This window comes from Ruegeria sp. D7 (assembly GCF_056534355.1).
This window is the reverse complement of the sequence record NZ_JBQFPG010000014.1, coordinates 69,989-91,374: the sequence shown is the minus strand read 5'-3', so window position 1 is coordinate 91,374 and position 21,386 is coordinate 69,989. Positions and strand designations below refer to the sequence as shown.

Below are 21,386 nucleotides of genomic sequence, written 5' to 3'. Positions count from 1 at the left end.
AGTTTTGATCGCGACAGCAGGCTCTGAACCAGATTTGGGTGCTTCAGAAACTCTAAATCGTTACTGCTGCGTCCATGCTACGATAGGGGCTCCAAGTCCGACAGAGTAATATCGTAGTCAGTTTCCACCAGGGCTATCTACGGCCTTGCGGAAATCCGGCTTAGATTGCTTCGATTGTCTCCAGCCAGCGCAGCAGCGCCGCCGTGGTTTGCTGCGGTTGTTCCAGAGTTGGCAAATGGCCCGCGTGTTCGATGACTTCCAACCGGCTTTGCGGCAACAGGTCATGCATCAATTCGTGGCGTTCGACTGGGCATAACGCATCATGACGGCCGCAAAGGACCAGCGCAGATCCCTTGAAAGCGCGCAATGTGTGACTTTGATCCGGGCGATCTCGTAGGGCCTTGGATTGATTAACAAAAATCTCCGGCCCCAAGGCCATAGCCATATCCATGCATAGGTCCAAAATTGCCTGTCGATCAGGGCCATCGGTCAGATAGTTGGGCTTCATTTCCTCGGCCATCACATCGCGTAGCCGACCGTTTTTAACCGCCTCTATCTGGGGCTCACGCCTTACCTTAACCTGATCCGCCTCTGCCAGCGGGTTGGTGTCCATCAACGCCATCCCCGCTACACGCCCCGGTGCTTGCCGCAGTATTTCCATCGCAACAATGCCTCCCATGGAAAGACCGGCCAATGCGAACCGGTCGGGCGCATGACTTATAACCTCGGCGGCCAAAGCCTGCATCGTATCATGCGCACCAATGGGGGCGACAAATATCGGATATCTGCCAGACAATGCACCAATTTGCGGCGAGAATAGCCGAGCATCGCACATCATGCCCGGCAAAAGGACAAGTGGTGTCATTTGACCAGAGCAGCCCCTTCGGCCAGCGCACCCAGTTTGGCGTAGGCGATATCAGGATCGACAGCGCCAAACCCTGCAAAAGTGCCAAAACCGCAATCCGATCCGCCGATTACCCGTTCCGCTCCGACAATGTCCACGAACCGCTCAAGGCGTTGCACGACCAGTTCGGGGTGTTCCACAAAGTTTGTGGTGGTATCGACCACGCCCGGCACCAGTACCTTGTCATCCGGTATCTCGGACTTGCGGTCGCGGAACACTGTCCACTCATGCGCATGGCGCGGGTTCGAGGTTTCAAACAGCACATAGCGCGACTTGGTCGACATCAGGGTCGAGAACACTTTGTCCATCCCGATATCGCAACAATGCGGACCTTCGTAATTGCCCCAACAGATGTGAACCCGAACCTTGTCGGCGGGCACATCCTGCAAGGCATGGTTCAGCGCTTCGACATGCATTCCGGCGATGCTGACAAATTCCTCATCGGAAAGATCGGTGAACAGCATATGGCGCGAGAGGGCAAGATCGGGGCAATCCAGCTGAAGATCCAAACCGGCAGCGACGATGGTTTCATATTCGGATTTCATCGCATCGGCCAACGCGGCCAGATAAGCCTCGCGCGTTGGGTAATAGTCGTTCTGCAAGAACAGGGAGATCACGCCAGGGCTGGCCGCATTCATAAAGCCGCGCCCTACCCCATGCTCAGCCATGGCCCGCTTGAGGTTGTCGATGTCCTTCTGCAACTCTCCCTGCCCTTTCGAGCGCACGTCGCCAACGCACATGGGCCGCGCGTATTGCGGTGTTCCGCCATCATTCGCCAAACGTTGAAGAAAGCCCGGAAACATCTTCAGATCAGCCGGAGCGTTGCGCGGGCTATCGCCTGCAAACCCGGTGTAGCGGTCCTTGACATAGGTCGCGTAGGAGATTTTCGAGGTCTCGCCATCCGATACAATATCGATCCCCGCTGCGGCCTGTTTGCCCACGGTCTCGGACACTGCGCTGGTCATGCAGGCATCAAAATCTGTCTGATCGAACGGTTCCTCCTGCTCACGCGCAAAGATGAAATCGACAACTTCCTGATTACGCGGCAGACTTCCCACGTGGGTGGTTGAAATACGGGTCATCTTGTCATCTCCAATTCAATTACTTCCCTGTGCCGAGTCCAAAGTGAAGCGCGGGTCCCATACTGCGCGCCCTGACAGAGATCGGAGCGCGCAACTTTACCTTTATGCACCAGTCCAGGTTGCACCGGCAGGATCGTCTGTCGCCGTGATACGGTACAGACCTGCTTCTCCGGTCATTGAGGGCACGATGCTGTAGCTTTCATCTGGCAGAACCAGAGCGGTATCGCCTGCGGACAAAGTGGTTTCATAGCCATCGACTGTTATCCGCCAATGACCACTCGCAGGCATGAGGACAACGGGCATCTGCGCCGCGACGGGTTCGATCACGCAGGAGCTCCGCCCGAGGAAATCGACCTCAAACCCCGGCTTATCCTTGATCAGGGCATCTTCGCCAATAACTTTGGCTGGCTTGTTAGCGGAAAGCGCCATCAGATCCCAATAGCGTGCCACATATTTGCCGATAACATCTTCGACCGGAACTTCCGGATAGCTCTTAAGCTCTTCTTCGGTCAGCAGCGGCATGGGGCGCACGTTGTGGGGCAGTTCCTGACCCTTCTTGCTGTCATACAGCACGCCATTGTCGCCCAGCATCAGCCCATGCGCCTGCGCGTCTTCGATCACCTGTGGTGCCCAGGTGACACCGCCACCCGCATCATCGCCGCCCAGGATCGACATGATCATCCCATAATCCTGCCCGACATTTTCAAAACCGCGAAAGATGCCAGTTGGAATGTTGAATATGTCACCTTCCTCGGCAATAAACTCACCCGCAGTGCCATAGCGACCCCAGAAGAACCGCCAACGTCCTTTGGCGATAAAGAACACCTCGGCCGTGGTGTGGCTGTGCAGCGAATTCCGGCATTTCGGAGGTTGCCCCGCCGCGCCAATATTGAAACCGATTTTGTCGGTGATGTGGACATGCTGATCGGGGCTTTCGGATACGCCACCGCCTACGATGGTAAAGTTTTCCTTCTGGTCCGAACCGGGCGTGTGCGCGTCAATAAATGCGGTTTTACAAGGCTGCAGTTCGCCGTAGCGGACAATGCGTTGTTGGATCGTGCTCATAATAGTCTCCGTTCATTGAATTGGTACAAGAGGTCTCGATCCTCATGCACCCGGAGGGCGATTATTCAGCCGCCGCGCCCGCAAGGACGCCCGGTGGCCGTGGTACCGCCGGGTTCCTTCACTGGCATCCAATGCGACGCGCGTTTGAGGCATCAGAGATCCCCGGTTTCCAACAGAAGCTGTTTCCAGACCGCGGTTTCATCGAACAAGGTCCATTCGCGTCGCAGCCTGATGTCGCCTCCAACCAACTCGCCCCATTCGGCATGGCTGATCCCCAACACATACAACTCAGCGCCTGTGGGTTTGCCGAACACGCCCCAACCGTCATGCTTGCCATGCAAGCTCCAGCGCAGGGCCGAGCGGGGCGGCATATTCGGATCATCGCGCCCGATCTGATGATGGATGGTGAAGGTTGCGCTTGGCATGGCTGCACGCAAAGACATCCAGAACCGATCAGCCGAATCCCAGCCATGGCCCGTGACACCGCCGGGATATTCGGTCTGCACGCCTCGCTCATACTCTCGTTCAATCGCGCCCATATCTGCATTCATTATCCGTGTCAGCAGATCCGCGTGGCGGTGTCCCCATTCATTGTCATTGCCGTACCCTTTGTAGGGGCCTTCGATGTCGTTCTTGGGTGACAGAGGCTTCACACTGGCCTCGGCCCCACCTTCACGCGCTATCAGATCGGCGGCATATTCCTTGGGATCCCAGCCCATTTGCCGGACAATCGCACCCTGATCTCGGATCAGCCATTCGTCATCGATCATGTTGTCGATGGCGTGGCAGTCGGCCAGAATTCGGTATCGCAAGCGTGTTCCGGTGGCTTTGCCATAGACACCATTGCCCCGATGCGTGGCGGTCGACAGGATACGATGCGAGCTCAGCATGCCTTCTTCCGGGGTGCCCGACCAGATCACATCCTCGCCCAGCAGCTGACGGTCGGGGAACTCGGCCAACGTGGCCATTGTTGCACCAATGACATTCTGGTTACCCAACACAACCGAACCGGGCGAGCGGACGACGATGTCTGGGCTGTAATATTGATGCAGAGTCGCAATGCCACGGTCTTCCCAAATCTCTTTGGTGATGCCGATGATATAATCCGGGAAATCTTTGAATTTGGGATCAAATCCCTTCATGTCTTCCATCCTTCAGGTATGCGGGCGGAGCCGCGAACGATCAAAGGTCCGTCAATCTCGGTGCGGCGCGGCGCAGCAGCGGGATTTTCGATCTTGCTAAGTAGAATATCGACGGTTTCGGCAACCATCCGATTGGCAGGCTGACGAATAGTTGTCAGATTGTAGGCTGGCCAAGAGGCAACGGCGACATCGTCATATCCCAGAACCGAGACGTCGGCCGGAATTTGCAGGCCCAACTCGAACCGCAGCGTGTCCATCACAGAGATCGCCATATGATCATTGGCCACGAACACAGCGTCCGGTGGATCGGACGCGAACATGCGTAGCGTTGCCTCACGCGCCTGTTCTGCGATGAAGTTTCCGGCTCCACGGGCGTGCAGTTTGACACCCGCCTCTTGCAGGGCCGCTACGAATCCCGCTTCACGATCGCGCTGGGTCGAAGCGCCCTCCCACCCGGCGATATATCCGATCTTCTCATGACCGCCAGCCAGCAGAAACTCGGCTGCCTTTCGGCCACCGGCGACATTGTCGGATGTAACCGATGACATAGTGAGGTCATCCTGTGCCCGATTGAACAACACCATCGGTACACCCACTGTCCGACAGCGTTCATACAAAGTCGAGGACAGGGCCACCGATGCAGCAATTATGCCGTCGACTTGAAAGTCGAGCAATTCCTCGACTACGCTATCGACGTTTTCGGCTTGGTTCGACGCCATGAATATCATCACATGGTAGCCGCGCTCCTGCAGCGTATTCGTCAACCTTTCCAGTGCTTCAGGATAAAACTGATTATTCAGATACGCCACAACAAGCCCAATGATCCGGCTTTTGCCGGACACTACGGCACGCGCAAGGACGTTCGGCCGATAGCCCAGTTGCTCGGCGGCCTGACGCACCTTTTCAATCGTCTTCTTCGAGGCTGACGCCCCCGGAGTGAACACACGGCTAACGGCAGACTGGCTGACCCCGGCGAGGCGGGCGACCTCCATGGATGTAACTTTTTGCGCCGCCATCAGTCTGCTGTCCAACCTCCGTCTATCATCAACGCGGTGCCCGTCACCAAAGCCGATGCATCCGAGGCAAGATAAACCACTGCCCCCATGATGTCTTCGATCTCGCCCGGGCGGCCCAACTTGATCTTGTCCAATATCCATGCGCGCTTGTCCGGGTCATCAAAAGTCGACTTGGTCAAATCGGTCAGAACAAAAGTTGGGCAGATCGTGTTGACCCGAATTTTTGCAGGGCCGAACTCCAGCGCCATCGCCTTGGAAAAGCCTTCAACTGCGAATTTTGACGCGCAATAGACTGCCCTTTCCCGTCCGCCTACATGGCCCATCTGGCTGGAGATGTTCATCAGCGATCCGGGGCGCCCAGCTTCTAACAATCCTTTCGCCACCGCTTGGGTCAGAAAATAGGCCCCTCGGACATTGACATCCATTACCGCATCAAAATCCTCGGGCCGTGTGTCCACGGCCCTGCTGTGCCGGGCCAGACCGGCTGAGTTCAGCAGGATATCAAATGGCCCGTTTTGCGCCACAGCATCAGCAGTGCCTGCAACGTCAGAAACATCCAGTTCAAGTATATTCGCCAACCATCCCCGAGCGTTCATCTCTGTTGCCAGATCCTGCAACGCATCCTTGCGCCGCGCCGCCAGTGTCACTTCGGCACCATGCTCTGCCAGCGCTACGGCACAGGCCATGCCGATACCGGACGACGCGCCCGCGACCAATGCGCGTTTGCCGTTAAGATTGAAACTTGGGGTGCTGGGAAATTGGGACATATCAGACCTCGCCAACCGGAAATGGAATGCGGCCCGGAACGCGCGCCTTGTTGAACTCTCGCAAACGGGCAAAGACGTCAACACCCAGCTGGCGATAGATATCCAGCAGATCAACTAAAACCCAGTTCTCGCGAATCTTGCCATTTTCAAGCCGCCAGAAATCGAGGCTGCGCAGCGTGATCTTCTTGCCCGACGGTGCGATCCCCATCCAGCCATCATTGGTGACAGTCTGGATCATGTTGGGCCAACCCGTAACAGCCGCATAGTCACCGTCGCCAAAGAAATGACAGGTGATGTCATCTACATCCTGCCCGCGATCCGGCATTGCGTTGAGGAATGGAATCTGATGCCAATTACGGAACCCCGCGATACCCCGCCCTGTGCCGATCCCCGAGGGGCCGTACCAGTTCATCCGAGGATGCCAGAACCGCTCCAACTCCATCACCTCCGGACCACCTTCTACGGGATGTTTGGTCAGATGATCCAGCATGTCGACTATGTGCTGGCAGGTCTCTTTGCCCTTGGCCTTGTCATACGGGCCGGGCACCAGCCCGTCCTGCGTCGCTGGTCCCGGAACATGCCATTCCCGCCCCAAACCGGGTGCCATGGGCCAGGCCTGCGCTTGCATCATCACTTCGGGGATATCCCAAAGCGCCTGCACCTCGGCGACTTTGCCATTTTCGATCCGGTAAAACTCGTGAAACCGCATGGTGACCTGATGGCCTGTCGGCGGAATCTCCAGCCATGGCCCCGCGAAAGTGCCGGTATAGTACCCGCCGCATCCAACCCAATCAGCCCCGAATTCATCAGGTCCAGCCATTACGATATAATCGCGGCGCTCAAGATCGGGCCATGCGGTCAGAAGATCGCGATAGCAACAATCGTAATAAGCACTACTCCCATTGGTGTCACCAAACGGATAGCTCAGATGGAACACAGCGTCGGGAGAACAAATCTGATCCAACGCCTGCCGGACACCGGCTTCGGTAAAGTCATACATCGCAGCCCTGATCTGTGCGATCAGGGTCTTGTGCTCAGTATGCCTGTCACTCATTCTGCGGCGTCCCTGTAAGGTGCAGGCGCGCCGTAGGGGACATTGATGCCGCCGTAACGCCGTACGCGGACGTTACATTGCTCGGCGTGCCCCACAAAACCTTCGAGCATACATAGGCGCGAGCCATATTCGCCGATCAAGGTTGCCGCCTCATCAGTCAGAACCTTTTGATAGCTATGTGTTTTCAGATATTTACCCACCCATAGACCACCAGTATAGCGGCCAGCTTTTTTGGTAGGTAGCGTGTGATTGGTGCCAATAACCTTATCACCGTTCGAGACATTGGTACGCGGTCCAAGGAACAATGCGCCATAACAAGTCATGTTCTCAAGGAACCAGTCGTCGCGATCGGTCATGACCTGCACATGTTCAGATGCAATGTCATCGGCGACCTGCAGCATCTCGTCATACGTATCGCAGACGATCACTTCGCCATATTCCTCCCACGACACTTTTGCAGTGCCCGCTGTCGGCAGAATGCCCAGCAGCCGGTCGACCTCGGCCATCGTGTCCTCGGCCAGTTTGCGCGAGTTGGTCAGCAAAACGCAGGGGCTGTTATAACCATGTTCGGCCTGACCCAGAAGATCGGTCGCGCATAGCTCGGCATCAGCGGCGGTCTCATCTGCGATTACCATGGTCTCGGTCGGGCCGGCGAACAGGTCGATACCGACGCGGCCGAAAAGCTGTCGCTTGGCTTCTGCGACAAACGCGTTGCCCGGACCGACAAGCATATGAACCGGATCAATCGTCTCGGTTCCCAACGCCATGGCGCCGATAGCCTGAATGCCGCCCATCACGTAAATCTCATGCGCCCCACCCAAATACATGGCGGCGATCACCGCTGCATTGGGTTTGCCCTGAAACGGAGGGGTGCAGGCGATGATGCGTGGTACGCCCGCCACCGAGGCGGTCGCCACCGACATATGCGCCGAGGCCACCATCGGGAATTTGCCACCGGGCACATAACAGCCCACCGATTGTACGGGGATGTTCTTGTGGCCCAAAATGACGCCCGGCAAAGTCTCAACTTCGATATCCAGCATCGAGTCGCGCTGAGCTTGTGCAAAGTTGCGCACTTGTTCCTGCGCGAATTTGATGTCCGCCAGCTCTCGATCCGTCAGCTGATTGATCAGGTCTTCGATCTGGTCTTGAGACAACCGAAACGATGCTGGCGAATAGTTATCGAACTTCTCGCTTAGCTCGCGTACCGCAGCATCGCCACGTGTTTCGATGTCTTTCAGCGTCGCTTCGACGACAGCGCGTGTTTTGGCGTCATCCTCGGCCCGGTCAGCATCGGACTTACCACGTTTCAGATACTCGATTGTCATTGTCCTAATCCTTAGTTTCAGGCCGGGGCGGAGACTTCTCACCCCGGTCAAATGCTTCCCAGCCTTCACCGTTAAACAGATCGACACCCAGCTGTGCCGCTACATGGGCGAAATCCACATTCACCCAATTGTCGACGATCTTGCCGTCGACCACTTTCCAGAAATCCATATATCGGATCTCGACCCGCTTTCCGGTGGGGGCGATCCCCAGGAACTCACCCGAATGGGTTGCTTCCTGTCGGCCAAACGCAGCCGCCCACTCGCCCATGTAAAGGCGCGCTTCGTCGATGCATGTCTTGTCCGAAAAAGCCGCCTGAAACGGGCGTTGCCAATTGTCCTGAAACTGTTTCAGGCCAGTTTTTGTGCCACAGCCCTGATTGCCCATCCAGCGGAAGCCTTCCGAGAAGAATTCGCCGATGTCATCGATACGGTGATCGTTCAGACCATCCACCATGGTTTCAATCACACGGCGGGTGTCTTCTGTTTTGTCGAGGTCCGTATCACGTGTCAGCACGGCCTGTTCCGGGCGGGAACCCTTCATCTTTCTCATCCTTGTATTAGTGCCAATAGAAATTCTGTCTTCATCGGGTAGCTCAATCAGCTGACAGAAAATCCCTCGGCATCCGGTTGAGCGCCGGGTGGCGGCCAACGGCGTTATGTCTTGCAGAGCTGCTCATGCGGCTTGCTCGGCGATGTCGGCAAAAAGGTCATATCCCAGCTGCAACAACACATGCGGGATGTCGACGAAAACCCAGTTTTCGACCAACAGATCGTCCTCTCGACGCCACCAGTCGCAGACCCGCATGAAGACGCGTTTTCCGCTTGCGGGCTGGTCGAGGAAGGGTTTCACCTGGACACCGGTCAAGGAAGGCCAGCCGCCCGAGCATACGTAATTGCCTTCGCCGAAGCGGGTGAAATGCGCAGTCATGCCATTTCCCGCACTGCCGCCGGACCAACCTTCGAAGGTGGCCTCGAAAGGCACCTGGAAGCTTGCAAAACTCTCGAGCCCGACGAAAGAACCGAAGGCGCCGGGGCCGTACCAGACCATGTTGTCATGCCAAAACGGGCGCCAGGCCTCGTTCTTGGTGGCAAGCTTGGCCAGCATTTCTGTGACCATACGATAGCTCTTGGCCCCCTCGACTGGGTCTTGCGGCGTGGTCAAGATGCCATCATGGCTTGCTGGACCCTGAATCATCCCGGTGAAGCCACGGGTCTTGCCCGGGCTATCGGTGATCGGCCATTGCCCTGCAGCCAGCATCAGTTCTGGGATATCGAAGAAGATATAGCTCTCCACCGCCTTGCCATCCTGCATGCGGTGGAACTCGCCGAAGCGCAGATAGGCAAGCTCACCTGTGGCGCGGATACCAAGCCAGTCGCGCGAGAACCGACCGACGAAATAGCCGGTGGCGCTGATCCAGCCCTGTCCTTCAAATACACCGGCCATGACGATATCATCGCGCCGAAAAAGCCCATCGAAGGAGGCTGCGAGCGGGGCGATGACGTGATCGTGCAGCCCGAGGCCACCCGCGACCTCGTTGAAAGGATGCACCACGTTGACATGTGCACCGGGGGCGAAGAATCCCTCATAGGCCGGCCGGAAATTGCCTGGATGGCGTTGCGCGGCGGTGAAATTCAGAAAGGGTTTACGGTCGAGGCGTTCCATTAACTTTGTCTCTGTAGGATCTGTTCAAGGCGTCTGCGGAGAAACGCCCCGCAAGGCCCTGCGCGCATCAAAGCAAAAGGAATTCGCCCTGGTCGCCTTGCCCGGCACGCAGCCATATTCAGGCTGGCTGCGTGCGCATGGGCAAATACGGACTGAGGATGCGTGCGTCCCATCAGCGTCAGCCTTTCACAGCCCCGGCGGTCAAACCGCCCACAATCTGACGCTGGAAGAACATCACCAAGATGAACAGCGGAACCGTCGCAGAAACCACGGCCGCAACGGCGAACATTACGTTGCCCTCGGTTTGCGTTGTACCAAGGAACGCGGCGATGGCTGGAACCATTGTGCGGTTGCTTTCTGACAACAGCATCGCCCCAACGGCAAAGTCGTTATAGGCCAGAAGAAACGAGAACAGCCCCGTGGTGATCACACCCGGCCACATCACCGGAATGATCACGCGGCGGAAGGCCTGAAACTGGTTGCAGCCGTCGACCTTTGCGCTTTCGTCAAGCTCGCTGGGGATGTTCTTGAAGAAGGCGTGTAGCATCCACAGGGTGAACGGCTGGTTGATCGCGACAAGTACGATGATTGTCGTCGGCAGTATCCCCCAGATATTCCATTCAAAGAAGGGTAACAAATAACCCGAAACCAACGTGATCGGCGGCATTGCGCGGAAGATCAGCGCCGTGATCAAAAGCCAGAATGTGTAGTTATAGCTCGACCGCGAAAGCGCGTAGCCCCCCAGCGTTCCGATGGTCAGCGAGATGGCGACCACAAAGACGCAAACGATCCCCGTGTTCAGAACATTCCGCCAAAATTCTTCCTGAATCCAAGCCCCTTCGTAACCGGTGGTGGTAAAGGGTGAGCCATAAACTGCCTCGGTCCGCGCGCCGGTTAGTGCGTTCGTCCAATCGGCGATCGAGAAGAAATCCAGCTCTACCTTGAACGACCCCCAAACCGTCCAGAGGAACGGGAAAGCGGCCAGGATGAACCAAAGGATCACAAAAAGCGACGAAGCAATCCGAAGGCTTTTGGGCATTCTTTGCGCACGGCTGGCCATGTTATCTAGCTCCTTTGAAGTCACGCCAGGTGCGGACAAGCACGGGCGACAACAGAATGGCGACCCCGATAATCGTGATCACAGACGTAGCGGCTGCAGAGGACAGTTGTCGCGTTTCACCGCCGAGGTCGTTGAAGATGAAAGTGCTGAGCGATTGCGCATGGGCACCGGCGCTGAAACCAATAATCGGTTCAAACACCTTGAAATTATCCATCAACTGGATCAGCGCAACAAACGTAACCAGTGGCATGAGATGGGGAACAACCACGAATTTGACCTGTTGCCAGCGGGTTGCCCCATCGATCTGGGCCGCCTCGATCTGATCTTTGGGCAAAGTTTGCAAACCGGCATAGAACACCACGAAGGCAAAGGGGGCCGAACTCCAGACGCCATAAACCATCAGCGCCACCCACATCAGCCCGGTCGAAGCCTTTAGACTGAAATCCGGATCTCCGGCCAAGTTTACAAGGGCGTTGCCGATGACGCCACGACTGTCAATCATCCAAAACAGAATGAGCGAGCCGATCAGCGGTGTCACAATCATGGGCAAGAGCGAGAAGAAGATCATCAAACCCTTGAGGTGCCGGTGCAGTGAGTTCACCGCCAGCGCAATCACCAGCCCCAGAATGATCGTGAGGGGTGTCACAATGAATGTGAAGGTCAGCGTAAAGGCCATGGCCCGATAGAAGGGCAAGTTTCCGACCTCTGAGAAAAGGTCACCCCACGTGTCACTCGCCGCCCAGATTTCGCCAACCTCCTGTATCGCCAGGTGGCCGCGATCAAAGTAGATATCCAGCCCGACAAATCTGCCCAATGGTTGTTCGGCACGAAGCGCTGCGGTGGCTTCCTGATCGATGGTGGTCTCGGTTGTGCACCCGACAAGCGGAGTACAGTTTTCGACTTCCACCAGAACCGCCGGGTGTGGGGCGTAAATGGATTGGATCACCACCGAGACGATGGGCATTGCAATGAACAGCAGCATTGCAAGTCCTGTGGGCAGGAAAAACCAAAGGAATGTCTTATGGCGCATGTCGCAATTCCCGTGTCGGCTTGATTGGGCGGGTGCCCGAATTGGGCACCCGCGAGGGGCGTTTTACTGTAGGAAGCCCTGTTCGATTGCCGCGGCGCGATAGGCGGCCTCGACATCGGCCAGCGCCTGTTCAGCGCTTTCCTTGCCCTGCATGAAATCGGCAAGTTCATTGCCAAGTGCACTGTGCATCAAACCCATGTAGGGCAGCATCGGATAAGGCGTCGTGCCCATTTTGGCAGCGTCAAATACACCCTGCGCGTCGTCTGCAGGTTCGTACCCTTCGATCAACCAGACTGCCAGCGGCGTGGTTTCATCGTTCAACATTTCGGGGCGGACGCCATGCGTCATCGCGACAAAAGTCGCCTCAGCCTCTTCATCTGAGATGTTCTTGCCGACGGTCCATCCGTCCCACCAAAGGGTCGAGGCCGGAGTCGTGCCGCCACCCACGCTCAGCGGCGCTGCAATGGCATGGCCATCGATTACTTCCTGCAAGACACCTTCGGTTGTGGTCTGCTGTGACGCCCGTGACCCCCACATATTCATGATCGCCACATTGCCCGCGCGGTATTCCGCGTTGGTGGCATTGGAATCATGGGTCAGAAAGTCGGGGTTCATATACTCGGACAAAGCCTTCATCATGTTCAGCGCTTTGACACCGGCCTCGGTATTGACGTTGGGCTCTGCGCTGCCGGGCTTGAAATGAGTACCTCCATAGCCAAGGAACATGTTGTTGAATTCCTGCGCCAGATTCCATCCCGCAGCATAAGCACCGCCAACCGGGTTTTGCATTATGCCCTGCGCGCGAATGGCTTCGGCCGCTTCGAGCAGTTCTTCATACGTGGTCGGCACTTCGACGCCTGCCTGTTCCAGAACGTCCTTGCGGTACATCAGGTGCTGAGCGTTGGCCATGAAGGCGATGGCCATGATGTCATCGCCGATCTTGATTAACTGTCCCGGCTGCAGGTTCTGACCATGTTTTTCGACCAGGTCATTGAGCGGTCGGATAACGTCTTCATTCATCAACGCCACAATCGAGCTGTTGGCGATGATGGCTGAGGTGTATTCCGACGGATTGCCCGACAGACCGGCCACGTTGATGGTTTGGTGTTCGGATGTCAGGTTGGATTCAACAGATGCGCCCGTGCATTCCTTTGCGGCAGCGGCCACAGCCTGAATGGCGGCAAATTCGTTGCCGACGATGTTGACCCGATCCGTGATCTCGCAGGCATAACCCGCGCTCGCAGCAAAGGCGGTCAGTGACCCGGCCAATGCGATTTTCTTTAGAAACATTTTTGATTCCTCCCTAGGTGATTGGGTGCATCTTCGAAGCCTGCACCCGAGATTGTCCCGTCATTGCGGGATTGGTTTTCGTCTCTCAGATCTCAAGGCGCGCGCCGGTTTGCGCATCGAATAGGTGGCAGTGATCGGTATGGATATGAATCGACACCTGATCGTCGATTTCTGCACGATAGGTTTTGTCGGCCTTGACCGAGACCAGCGCTCCGCCGATCCGAACCGAGACCATGGTGCTGTCGCCCAGCAATTCCTGCGTATAGATGGGCGCGTTAATCTCGCCCCCGCTTTCTACGACATTGGCGTCCTCGGCGCGGAAACCCAAAGTTATTGGGCCATCCGGAGCATTCAGACCATGCACTTCGGTATTCTGCGCGCGGAACACACCGCCCTGAACATCGCCATCAACCAGGTTCATCGCCGGGTTGCCGATAAAGCTGGCGACAAACGTGTTCGCAGGCTCGTCGTAGATCGCCGTCGGAGAGCCAACCTGTTGGACAACACCCTGCTTCATGATCACCACGCGATCGGCCAGTGTCATCGCCTCGATCTGGTCATGTGTCACATAAATCGTAGTCACGGCTAGTTCATGGCTGAGGTTCTTGATCTGCGCGCGTGTCGAAACACGCAGTTTTGCGTCAAGGTTGGACAACGGCTCATCCATCAGGAACACGTTGGGCTCGCGTACAATCGCACGCGCCAGAGCCACCCGTTGACGTTGCCCACCTGACAGCTCTGCCGGCTTACGATGCAGAAAGTCGTCCAACTCTACCATCGCCGACGCACGGCGCACTTTTTCGTCATGGGTGGAAGCGTCGATGCCACGTACCCTCAGCGGGAAACGAATGTTCTCGTAGACATTCATGTTCGGATACAAAGCGTAAGACTGGAACACCATCGCGACGTCGCGGTCTTTTGGCTCCATATCGTTGACGCGGGTACCGTCGATCAGAATATCACCCTCGCTTGCGTCTTCCAAACCTGCGATCATGCGCATCGTCGTGGTCTTGCCACAACCCGACGGGCCGAGAAGCACCAGAAATTCCTTGTCGGATATTGTCAGGTCGAAATTGTCCACTCCAACAAACGAACCCCAACGTTTTCCAACATTGCGCAGTTGAATCTCGGCCATACTGTCCTCCCAGTTGCACCTGAGTGCATACGTTTGCAAAAGCATAGACATCCAAAGGAACATCTGGCAAGTATTTTTTGCAAGCGAATGCAAAAGCGCCCGCAATCTTGCTAAAGACTGACGCTTCCCTCCGGGCAAAGCATTGAAAGTAAAAGATATGTCTTACGAAGCCGAGAAAGAAATTGTCCTGAACTTCTACAAAGCTCTGAGCGATGCAGAGGAATCAGCCCACTCTGATGTGATCGCTGAGTATTGCGCCGAAGACCTCCTGTGGCGCGGCTTTCACCCGTTCAACGAGCTGCGTGGCGCTAGCAACGTGGCGCAAAAATTCTGGCAGCCGCTGAATCACAGCCTAACTAACTTGCAGCGTCGGATGGACGTGTTCATGGCTGGTCAAAATGAAATCGACGGGTTCAATTCAGTCTGGGTTGTTTCGATGGGCCATCTCATGGGGCTGTTCGACAGGGACTGGCTGGGCATTGCGCCAACCGGAAAAATGGCCTTGCTGCGCTATTGCGAGTTCAACAGGATTGAGCGCGGTAAGATTGTCGAAACCGCGATGTATTTCGACATCCCGCATTTCATGATTCAGGCCGGGTTGCAGCCCTTCCCGCCGCAGACCGCCGCACAACTTGTCCAGCCCGGGCCCATGACCCATGACGGCCTGATGTTCACGCCTCAACCCGCCGAAGACGGCCAAAAGACATTGGCCGCTATCAACGCGATGATCTCCGATCTTGGGCGGTGGGACAGCGGGCTCAGCCTTGAAGATGAGTTGCGCCGCACATGGTGCGAAGACATGATCTGGTGGGGGCCATCCGGTATCGGTGCGACCTACACAATCGAACGTTACGCCAAACAACACGCTGGCCCGTTCCGTGCTGGGTTTGCCGACCGGTCAAAAACCAACCATATCTGCCGCATCGCCGAGGGCCACTATGGCGGCTTTTTCGGCTGGCCGAACTTTACCGCCCGACCAATCGGCGGGTTCATGGGGATGCCTGCCACTGACAAAGCCGGTGAGTTCCGGGTGATAGACATTTATCGTCGCAAAGGTGATAAACTGGCCGAGAACTGGATTTTCATCGATCTGCTTCATTTCTGGAAGCAACAAGGTGTCGATATTCTGGACCGCATGACCCACGGTGGTTCTTAGATCATAGGCAGGCCGATCATTTTGGTCGGAATACGGTAAACGGACGTGCTGGCAGTGATGTACAGCATGCTGAACTCGGCTCCACCAAAGCAGAAGTTGGTAGATTTCTGCGGCGTCAGAATGACACCAAGGCAGTGCGCTTGGGCATCAAACAGATGTACACCGCCGGGACCATTGCACAAAATCTGGCCGTCGCGGGTGCACTTCATACCGTCCGGTACCCCTGCCCCATCGCCAACAACATCGGCCCAGACCACCCCACCGGTCAGTGAGCCATCAGCGGCGACATCAAAGACGCGGATATGGCCACCCCAACTGTCATTGACAAACAGCCTTGTTTCGTCAGCTGACAAACACAACCCGTTGGGTTGCTGAAAATCATCCGCGACAAGGTGTAACGTGCCGTCGGGATCCAGCCGGAACACGCCTTGCACCGGCAGTTCTTGCTCTCTCAGAATGCCAAGATCCTCTCGGATACGACCAAAACTGGGATCAGTGAACCAAATCCGACCGTGCGAGTCGCAGATAACATCGTTGGGGCTGTTGAGTTCTTTGCCATCAAAATGCGTGGCTATCGAAGTAACCCGCTTGCCGCCGTGATCATGGCGTACCAAATGCGAACTGGCGTGCTCGCAAGAGATCACTGCCCCACTTTTGTCGAAGCAATTTCCGTTTGCTTGGTTGGAAGGGGTGCGAAAAACGCGAACTCCCTCACCCTCGCTCCACTTGTATTGATGGCTCTCCTGAATGTCCGAGAATACCAGCCAATGCTCTTCGGGGTGCCATATTGGCCCTTCGGTAAACCCCAGACCGCTAGCGATTTCTTCCAGTTGAGCGTCAGGGTGCACCAGATCTGTGAAGCATTTGGAACGGATATCGAATACCATGTGAACACCTTTTCAGAGTTGCGCCTGCCAACACTACCGGCAAGCCTCGACAAGAACAGCGTTTAGGGTGAAAACGCAATAACGACTGTTCGATAGTCTGGCCCTGCCAACTTCAATGCTCTACGCTATGGCCGATGTTTCCAAACCGCTTGGCTACCAATTGCCATGTGCCGCCCAAACAAAACCGTCAGGACTTTCCGATGAATTTCAAACAACGCATGCTTTCTGGCGAGCCTCTCGTCGGAACGTTTCTCAAGACACCAGCCCATGAACTGGTCGAGATAATTGCCAAGTCAAAACTGGACTTCTTGTGCCTGGATGCGGAACACGCACCCTTTGACCGGGGTCGGTTGGATGTTTGCCTCGCCGTCGCCAGGGCTCTGGGGTTGCCGACGTTGGTGCGGGTGCCGACTGGGTCTGCGGACGAAATTCTCAAGGCGCTCGACAGTGGCGCGACAGGTATTGTTGTGCCGCATGTTGACAGCGCCGAAAAGGCCCGTCGCATTGCGCGCGAGGGTCGTTTTGGCCATGGTGGTCGCGGCTATGCCGGATCAACGCGGTGGGCAGGGTTTGCGACTCGATCCATGGCTGATGTCCTCAAGCAAAGCGAAGAAGAGACAATTATCATTGCCCAAATCGAAGAACCAGAAGGCGTCGCAGAAGTTGATGATATCGCCGCGACCGAGGGCGTCGACGGGATTTTTGTAGGACCTGCGGATCTTGCGGTGTGCTACGGCGTGACTGATCAGTCCGACCCACAGGTTCTTGATGCAATGCGACGCTCGGGCGTTGCAGCCAAAGCACATGGCAAGACGCTGATGACCTTTGCAGCCAGCGCAGAAGCCGGACTCAAGCTGCGCGACTATGGGGTGACCATGATCTTCGTCGCTTCAGAACACGCCTTCATGCTTCGCGCTGCAAACGCGGAAGCGGAGAACTTCCATGGCACCGCGAGGACGTGAAACGCACAGGGCTTTTTAGTGGAAAGGGCCTTGGGGTCGAAATATCCGCGGGCTGGTAAATGCTGCGACGACAGTACTTTCTTTGCTAGAAAGGCGATGCGCGATTGCGGATTATTCGCATTGTATAGTCTTAGATTTCCAGCGTGGCACTCTACCTAAGGGGGCCAAAATCTCATACCGCAAAACCAGTATTGCTAGGCTTATTGATTCAGAGTGGATCCTGTTAAACAGCATAAGGCCGGTGCGCCTTAGCGGCGACCGGCCTTCTCCAATCAGAAATGTGCCGAATTGGAATTTGCGGGCTTGGCGACCGGAGGTGCAAAGCGGGTCAAGTCGATCCCTTCGACAGCGGCCTTGTATTCCTCGATTTTCGGAGTTCGCCCGAGGATGGCAGACAGTACAACTACCGGTGTGGAAGCCAGAAGGGATTCACCTTTCTTATCTTCCGAGTCCTCGACAACACGCCCTTGGAACAAGCGGGTAGATGTCGCCAGAACAGTATCACCTTTCTCAGCCTTTTCCTGATTGCCCATGCAAAGGTTGCAGCCCGGACGCTCAAGATACAGCGTGTTTTCGTATTCGGTTCGCGCTGATGTCTTGGGGAAAAGATCGTCGAATTCGAAACCGGAATATTCCTGAAGAATGCTCCACTCACCTTCTTCCTTTAACTCATCAACGATGTTGTAGGTTGGCGCCGCGACGACCAGAGGGGCCTTGAATTCAATCTTGCCCTCCTTCTTCTCAAGGTTCTTAAGCATCTGCGATACGATGATCAGATCACCCTTGTGGACCATGCAAGACCCGACAAATCCCAGATCCACTTTCTTTTCCCCTTTGTAGTAGGAAACAGGCCGGATCGTATCGTGCGTATAACGCTTGGAGACATCCGCGTTGTTCACATCAGGGTCGGCGATCATGGGCTCGTTGATCTCGTCCAGATCAACGACCAGCTCGGCAAAATACGCGGCATTTTCATCCGGCCTCAGGGCTGGAACTGCGCCGGATCTGATCTCGGCTATACGTGCGTCGGCTTTGTCGATCAGGCCTTGCAGGGTCCGCGCCTCATTCTCCATGCCCTTGTCGATCATGATCTGAATCCGACCTTTGGCGATTTCCAGTGACTCGATCAGGGTCTCGTCTTCGGAAATACAGATCGAAGCCTTCGCCTTCATCTCGGCCGTCCAGTCGGTGAAGGTAAAAGCCTGATCCGCCAGCAGGGTTCCGATATGAACTTCGATAATACGCCCTTGGAACACGTTATCGCCGAAAGCCTTCAGCATCTGCGCCTGTGTCGCGTGGACCACGTCGCGGAAATCCATGTGATCGGCCATTTTGCCTTTGAACGTCACCTTCACGGATTCCGGAATGGGCATGGTTGCTTCGCCCGTGGCCAGTGCCAAGGCAACGGTGCCCGAATCCGCCCCGAAAGCCACACCTTTGGACATGCGCGTGTGCGAGTCGCCCCCAATGATGATGGCGCGATCATCCACGGTGATATCGTTCAGAACCTTGTGAATCACGTCGGTCATCGAGTGATATTCACCCTTGGGATCGCGCCCTGTGATCAGGCCGAAATTGTTCATAAACGCCATCAGTTTTGGGATGTTGGCTTGCGCCTTCTTGTCCCAGACCGAGGCGGTGTGGCAACCGGACTGATACGCCCCATCGACGGTTGGAGAAATCACGGTCGCCGCCATCGCCTCAAGCTCTTGCGAGGTCATCAGGCCAGTGGTGTCCTGCGATCCTACGATGTTGACCTTGACCCGTACGTCCGACCCGGCGTGCAAGACCGTGCCTTCCGCTACTCCCAAAGCGTTGCGGTTAAAGATCTTTTCGACCGCGGTCAGGCCCTGTCCATCTCGGCTGATCTCTTTCGACGGCGCAAATGCCGACTTCAGCTCGACTCCCAGTGTCTGTGCTGCAAATGTTTGCAACTTCTTGCCGAACACGATGGCGTAGGATCCGCCGGCCTTCATGAACTCCTGCTTTTGCGGAGTGAAGGACGAGGCAATATCAACAAGCTCTTTGGCGCCATCGGCGTCATAAAGCTTTTTGTCTTTCGTATTGATCGTGAGCACTGTCCCGGTTTCGACCGAGTACTTTTGCTCCAGGATAGGGCTGTCGTCATTGTTGAGGATCGGATTCCCCTCGGAATCGACTTTTTTGACCCAGTTTTTCAGGTCGATACCAATCCCGCCCGTCACACCAACGGTGGTCAGAAAGATCGGAGAGATACCGTTCGTGCCGGCCACGATCGGGGCAATGTTTACGAATGGCACATATGGGCTGGCCTGCTTGCCGGTCCAAAGCGCAACGTTGTTGACACCCGACATCCGGGACGAGCCAACGCCCATTGTCCCTTTCTCAGCAATCAGCATCACGCGTTTATCTGGGTGCTGGCGCTGTAATTCTTGAATCTTGTCTTGCGCTTGCTGCGAGATTAAGCACTTGCCATGCAGCTCCCGATCCGAGCGCGAGTGTGCTTGGTTGCCCGGCGACAGCAAGTCAGTCGAAATATCGCCCTCGGCAGCGATATACGTGACAACTTTGATCTCTTCCTCGATATCGGGCAGCTTGGTGAAGAACTCGGCCCGCGCATAGCTTTCAAGAATGTCGCGCGCGACCGGATTTCCGGCAGAAAACGCCTCCTTCAAACGATCCGTATCAGCCTCATACAGGAAGACCTGTGTTTTCAGCACTTCAGCCGCCTGCCTTGCGATCTCGGGATCACCACCCAAAGCCAGATCAAGAAGAACCTCAACCGAAGGACCGCCTTTCATGTGCGACAACAGTTCAAAGGCAAAGGGTACTGAAATTTCGTCAACCAGCGCTTCGCTCTGAATGATCTCTTTCAAAAAACGTGCCTTCTCGCCAGCGGCGCTGGTCGTGCCGGGCAGCGTATTATAGATGAAATAGTTTAGAGAATCCGCACGATGCGCATGATCGACGTCCTTGATCTGTGTAACAAGCTCTTTGACAAGCGCGCCGTCATCAATCGGTTTCGGATGCAGACCCTGCGCTTTGCGGGCTTCAATTTCGTCGAGGTAGTTGGTGTAAAGGCTCATGGCTCGTTCCGGTATATGTGGCTCGATTAGCAGGGGCTCAAAGACGTTATGAACGCCCGAGGATCCTAATTGTATGCGGCGGTATACTAAATGACCGGAACTTGCAAGCCTTGCACCTGTGGCGCGATGTCCCGTCTAAAAGCAACACTTCACAAAGGATTTTGTGCCAGCCAATGACTTTCGATAAGTCCGCTATGTCCTTATCTGATCCCTGTTCCTGGACGATATGCATATAGACCGGCGAGGTAATGAATAGCCATAAGGCGTAAACCGCCCCTGCTTCGAATTGCGTCAGGCAGTTGCTCGGGTCAGATAATCCTGAACCATGTCGCCAAAACTCTGTTCAACCGCAAACTCAAAACCAGCCTCGCAGCGCATCACAAGTGCTTTTAGGCCAAACAACTCGGAATAGGTTACTGCGTCTTCATCAAAAGCAGTGACATGCAGATCAAGCGGGCAGGCAATAGCCATCACTTCAGCGGCTTGGGGTCCGGCGACACTAAAGAAGGTAAGGGTGTCCGATATCCGCACTATACTGATGCCCGCAGGGCAATCCGTTGGTTTGAGCTGAGCTTCCAGTGCCTCTTCCAGTTCCAGCGAAGCACGTACAATCCAGTGATTGCGTCCAATGTGACATACCTCAAACGCTTCCTGCATCGCCCTTGTGTTGGGGCGGTTTGGCAGAGAAAATTCGGCCCAATTTTGAACGACCTCGGGATCCCCTTTGAGGTCAAACAGCGCATTCAGGGTTTGGCGTTCGATCTTGACGTCGTAGCTCAT

Annotated in this window: 19 protein-coding genes; 2 read left to right on the top strand and 17 right to left on the bottom strand. The window is 55.8% G+C overall.

What is annotated here, in order from left to right; genetic code table 11:
• Nucleotides 1-160: 160 nt before the first annotated feature.
• The 14 genes from ACRZ9U_RS17350 to ACRZ9U_RS17285 form a co-directional block, all read right to left on the bottom strand.
• Nucleotides 161-865, bottom strand: a complete 705-nt coding sequence (locus ACRZ9U_RS17350) for an alpha/beta fold hydrolase (protein ID WP_170407079.1) — start codon at nucleotides 863-865, stop codon at nucleotides 161-163.
• Nucleotides 862-1,986, bottom strand: a complete 1,125-nt coding sequence (locus ACRZ9U_RS17345; protein ID WP_170407077.1) for a cobalamin-independent methionine synthase II family protein — start codon at nucleotides 1,984-1,986, stop codon at nucleotides 862-864. The genes ACRZ9U_RS17350 and ACRZ9U_RS17345 overlap by 4 nt, the downstream gene beginning before the upstream one ends.
• A 102-nt stretch (nucleotides 1,987-2,088) precedes the next feature.
• Nucleotides 2,089-3,051 carry a cupin domain-containing protein gene (locus tag ACRZ9U_RS17340; protein WP_170407075.1) on the bottom strand — a complete coding sequence of 321 codons (963 nt, stop codon included), beginning with the start codon at nucleotides 3,049-3,051 and terminating at the stop codon, nucleotides 2,089-2,091.
• 152 nt (nucleotides 3,052-3,203) lie between these two features.
• Nucleotides 3,204-4,193, bottom strand: coding sequence for a nuclear transport factor 2 family protein (locus ACRZ9U_RS17335; RefSeq protein WP_170407072.1), 990 nt, complete (start codon nucleotides 4,191-4,193; stop codon nucleotides 3,204-3,206).
• On the bottom strand, nucleotides 4,190-5,209 hold the full coding sequence (locus ACRZ9U_RS17330) for a LacI family DNA-binding transcriptional regulator (protein ID WP_170407069.1): 1,020 nt from the start codon (nucleotides 5,207-5,209) through the stop codon (nucleotides 4,190-4,192). The genes ACRZ9U_RS17335 and ACRZ9U_RS17330 overlap by 4 nt, the downstream gene beginning before the upstream one ends.
• Entirely contained in the window at nucleotides 5,209-5,976 is a 768-nt protein-coding gene (locus tag ACRZ9U_RS17325) for an SDR family oxidoreductase (RefSeq protein WP_170407066.1), read from the bottom strand. Before ACRZ9U_RS17325 ends, ACRZ9U_RS17330 begins: the two co-directional genes overlap by 1 nt.
• 1 nt (nucleotide 5,977) lies before the next feature.
• Nucleotides 5,978-7,030: an ester cyclase gene (locus ACRZ9U_RS17320; protein ID WP_170407063.1), complete on the bottom strand. Its 1,053-nt coding sequence runs from the start codon at nucleotides 7,028-7,030 to the stop codon at nucleotides 5,978-5,980.
• Nucleotides 7,027-8,358 (bottom strand): histidinol dehydrogenase, encoded by a 1,332-nt coding sequence (gene hisD / locus ACRZ9U_RS17315; RefSeq protein WP_170407060.1) that lies wholly within the window; start codon nucleotides 8,356-8,358, stop codon nucleotides 7,027-7,029. Before hisD ends, ACRZ9U_RS17320 begins: the two co-directional genes overlap by 4 nt.
• A gap of 4 nt (nucleotides 8,359-8,362) precedes the next feature.
• The gene (locus tag ACRZ9U_RS17310; protein WP_170407056.1) at nucleotides 8,363-8,899 is read right to left on the bottom strand and encodes an ester cyclase; all 537 of its coding nucleotides are present in this window, start codon (nucleotides 8,897-8,899) and stop codon (nucleotides 8,363-8,365) included.
• Between the two features lie 132 nt (nucleotides 8,900-9,031).
• Nucleotides 9,032-10,021, bottom strand: coding sequence for a nuclear transport factor 2 family protein (locus tag ACRZ9U_RS17305; RefSeq protein ID WP_170407053.1), 990 nt, complete (start codon nucleotides 10,019-10,021; stop codon nucleotides 9,032-9,034).
• A 178-nt stretch (nucleotides 10,022-10,199) separates the two neighbouring features.
• The gene (locus ACRZ9U_RS17300; protein ID WP_170394093.1) at nucleotides 10,200-11,081 is read right to left on the bottom strand and encodes a carbohydrate ABC transporter permease; all 882 of its coding nucleotides are present in this window, start codon (nucleotides 11,079-11,081) and stop codon (nucleotides 10,200-10,202) included.
• Between the two features lies 1 nt (nucleotide 11,082).
• Nucleotides 11,083-12,111: a carbohydrate ABC transporter permease gene (locus ACRZ9U_RS17295; RefSeq protein WP_170394095.1), complete on the bottom strand. Its 1,029-nt coding sequence runs from the start codon at nucleotides 12,109-12,111 to the stop codon at nucleotides 11,083-11,085.
• 63 nt (nucleotides 12,112-12,174) lie between these two features.
• Nucleotides 12,175-13,401, bottom strand: coding sequence for an ABC transporter substrate-binding protein (locus ACRZ9U_RS17290; RefSeq protein WP_480902497.1), 1,227 nt, complete (start codon nucleotides 13,399-13,401; stop codon nucleotides 12,175-12,177).
• Nucleotides 13,402-13,486: 85 nt separating this feature from the next.
• On the bottom strand, nucleotides 13,487-14,536 hold the full coding sequence (locus ACRZ9U_RS17285) for an ABC transporter ATP-binding protein (protein WP_170394099.1): 1,050 nt from the start codon (nucleotides 14,534-14,536) through the stop codon (nucleotides 13,487-13,489).
• Nucleotides 14,537-14,693: 157 nt separating this feature from the next.
• Here ACRZ9U_RS17285 and ACRZ9U_RS17280 point away from each other — a divergent pair, with 157 nt between their 5' ends.
• The gene (locus ACRZ9U_RS17280; protein WP_480886644.1) at nucleotides 14,694-15,692 is read left to right on the top strand and encodes an ester cyclase; all 999 of its coding nucleotides are present in this window, start codon (nucleotides 14,694-14,696) and stop codon (nucleotides 15,690-15,692) included.
• Here the strand turns inward: ACRZ9U_RS17280 and ACRZ9U_RS17275 are convergent.
• Nucleotides 15,689-16,579 (bottom strand): SMP-30/gluconolactonase/LRE family protein, encoded by an 891-nt coding sequence (locus ACRZ9U_RS17275; RefSeq protein WP_170407048.1) that lies wholly within the window; start codon nucleotides 16,577-16,579, stop codon nucleotides 15,689-15,691. The two genes, ACRZ9U_RS17280 and ACRZ9U_RS17275, sit on opposite strands and share 4 nt — an antisense overlap.
• Nucleotides 16,580-16,779: 200 nt before the next feature.
• Here ACRZ9U_RS17275 and ACRZ9U_RS17270 point away from each other — a divergent pair, with 200 nt between their 5' ends.
• Entirely contained in the window at nucleotides 16,780-17,541 is a 762-nt protein-coding gene (locus ACRZ9U_RS17270) for an aldolase/citrate lyase family protein (RefSeq protein WP_170407045.1), read from the top strand.
• A gap of 272 nt (nucleotides 17,542-17,813) precedes the next feature.
• Here the strand turns inward: ACRZ9U_RS17270 and ACRZ9U_RS17265 are convergent, their stop codons facing one another.
• A complete protein-coding gene (locus ACRZ9U_RS17265; protein WP_170407042.1) occupies nucleotides 17,814-20,606 on the bottom strand; it encodes a bifunctional aconitate hydratase 2/2-methylisocitrate dehydratase in 2,793 nt (930 codons plus the stop codon).
• Between the two features lie 291 nt (nucleotides 20,607-20,897).
• The gene (locus tag ACRZ9U_RS17260; RefSeq protein WP_480902493.1) at nucleotides 20,898-21,386 is read right to left on the bottom strand and encodes a sarcosine oxidase subunit gamma; all 489 of its coding nucleotides are present in this window, start codon (nucleotides 21,384-21,386) and stop codon (nucleotides 20,898-20,900) included.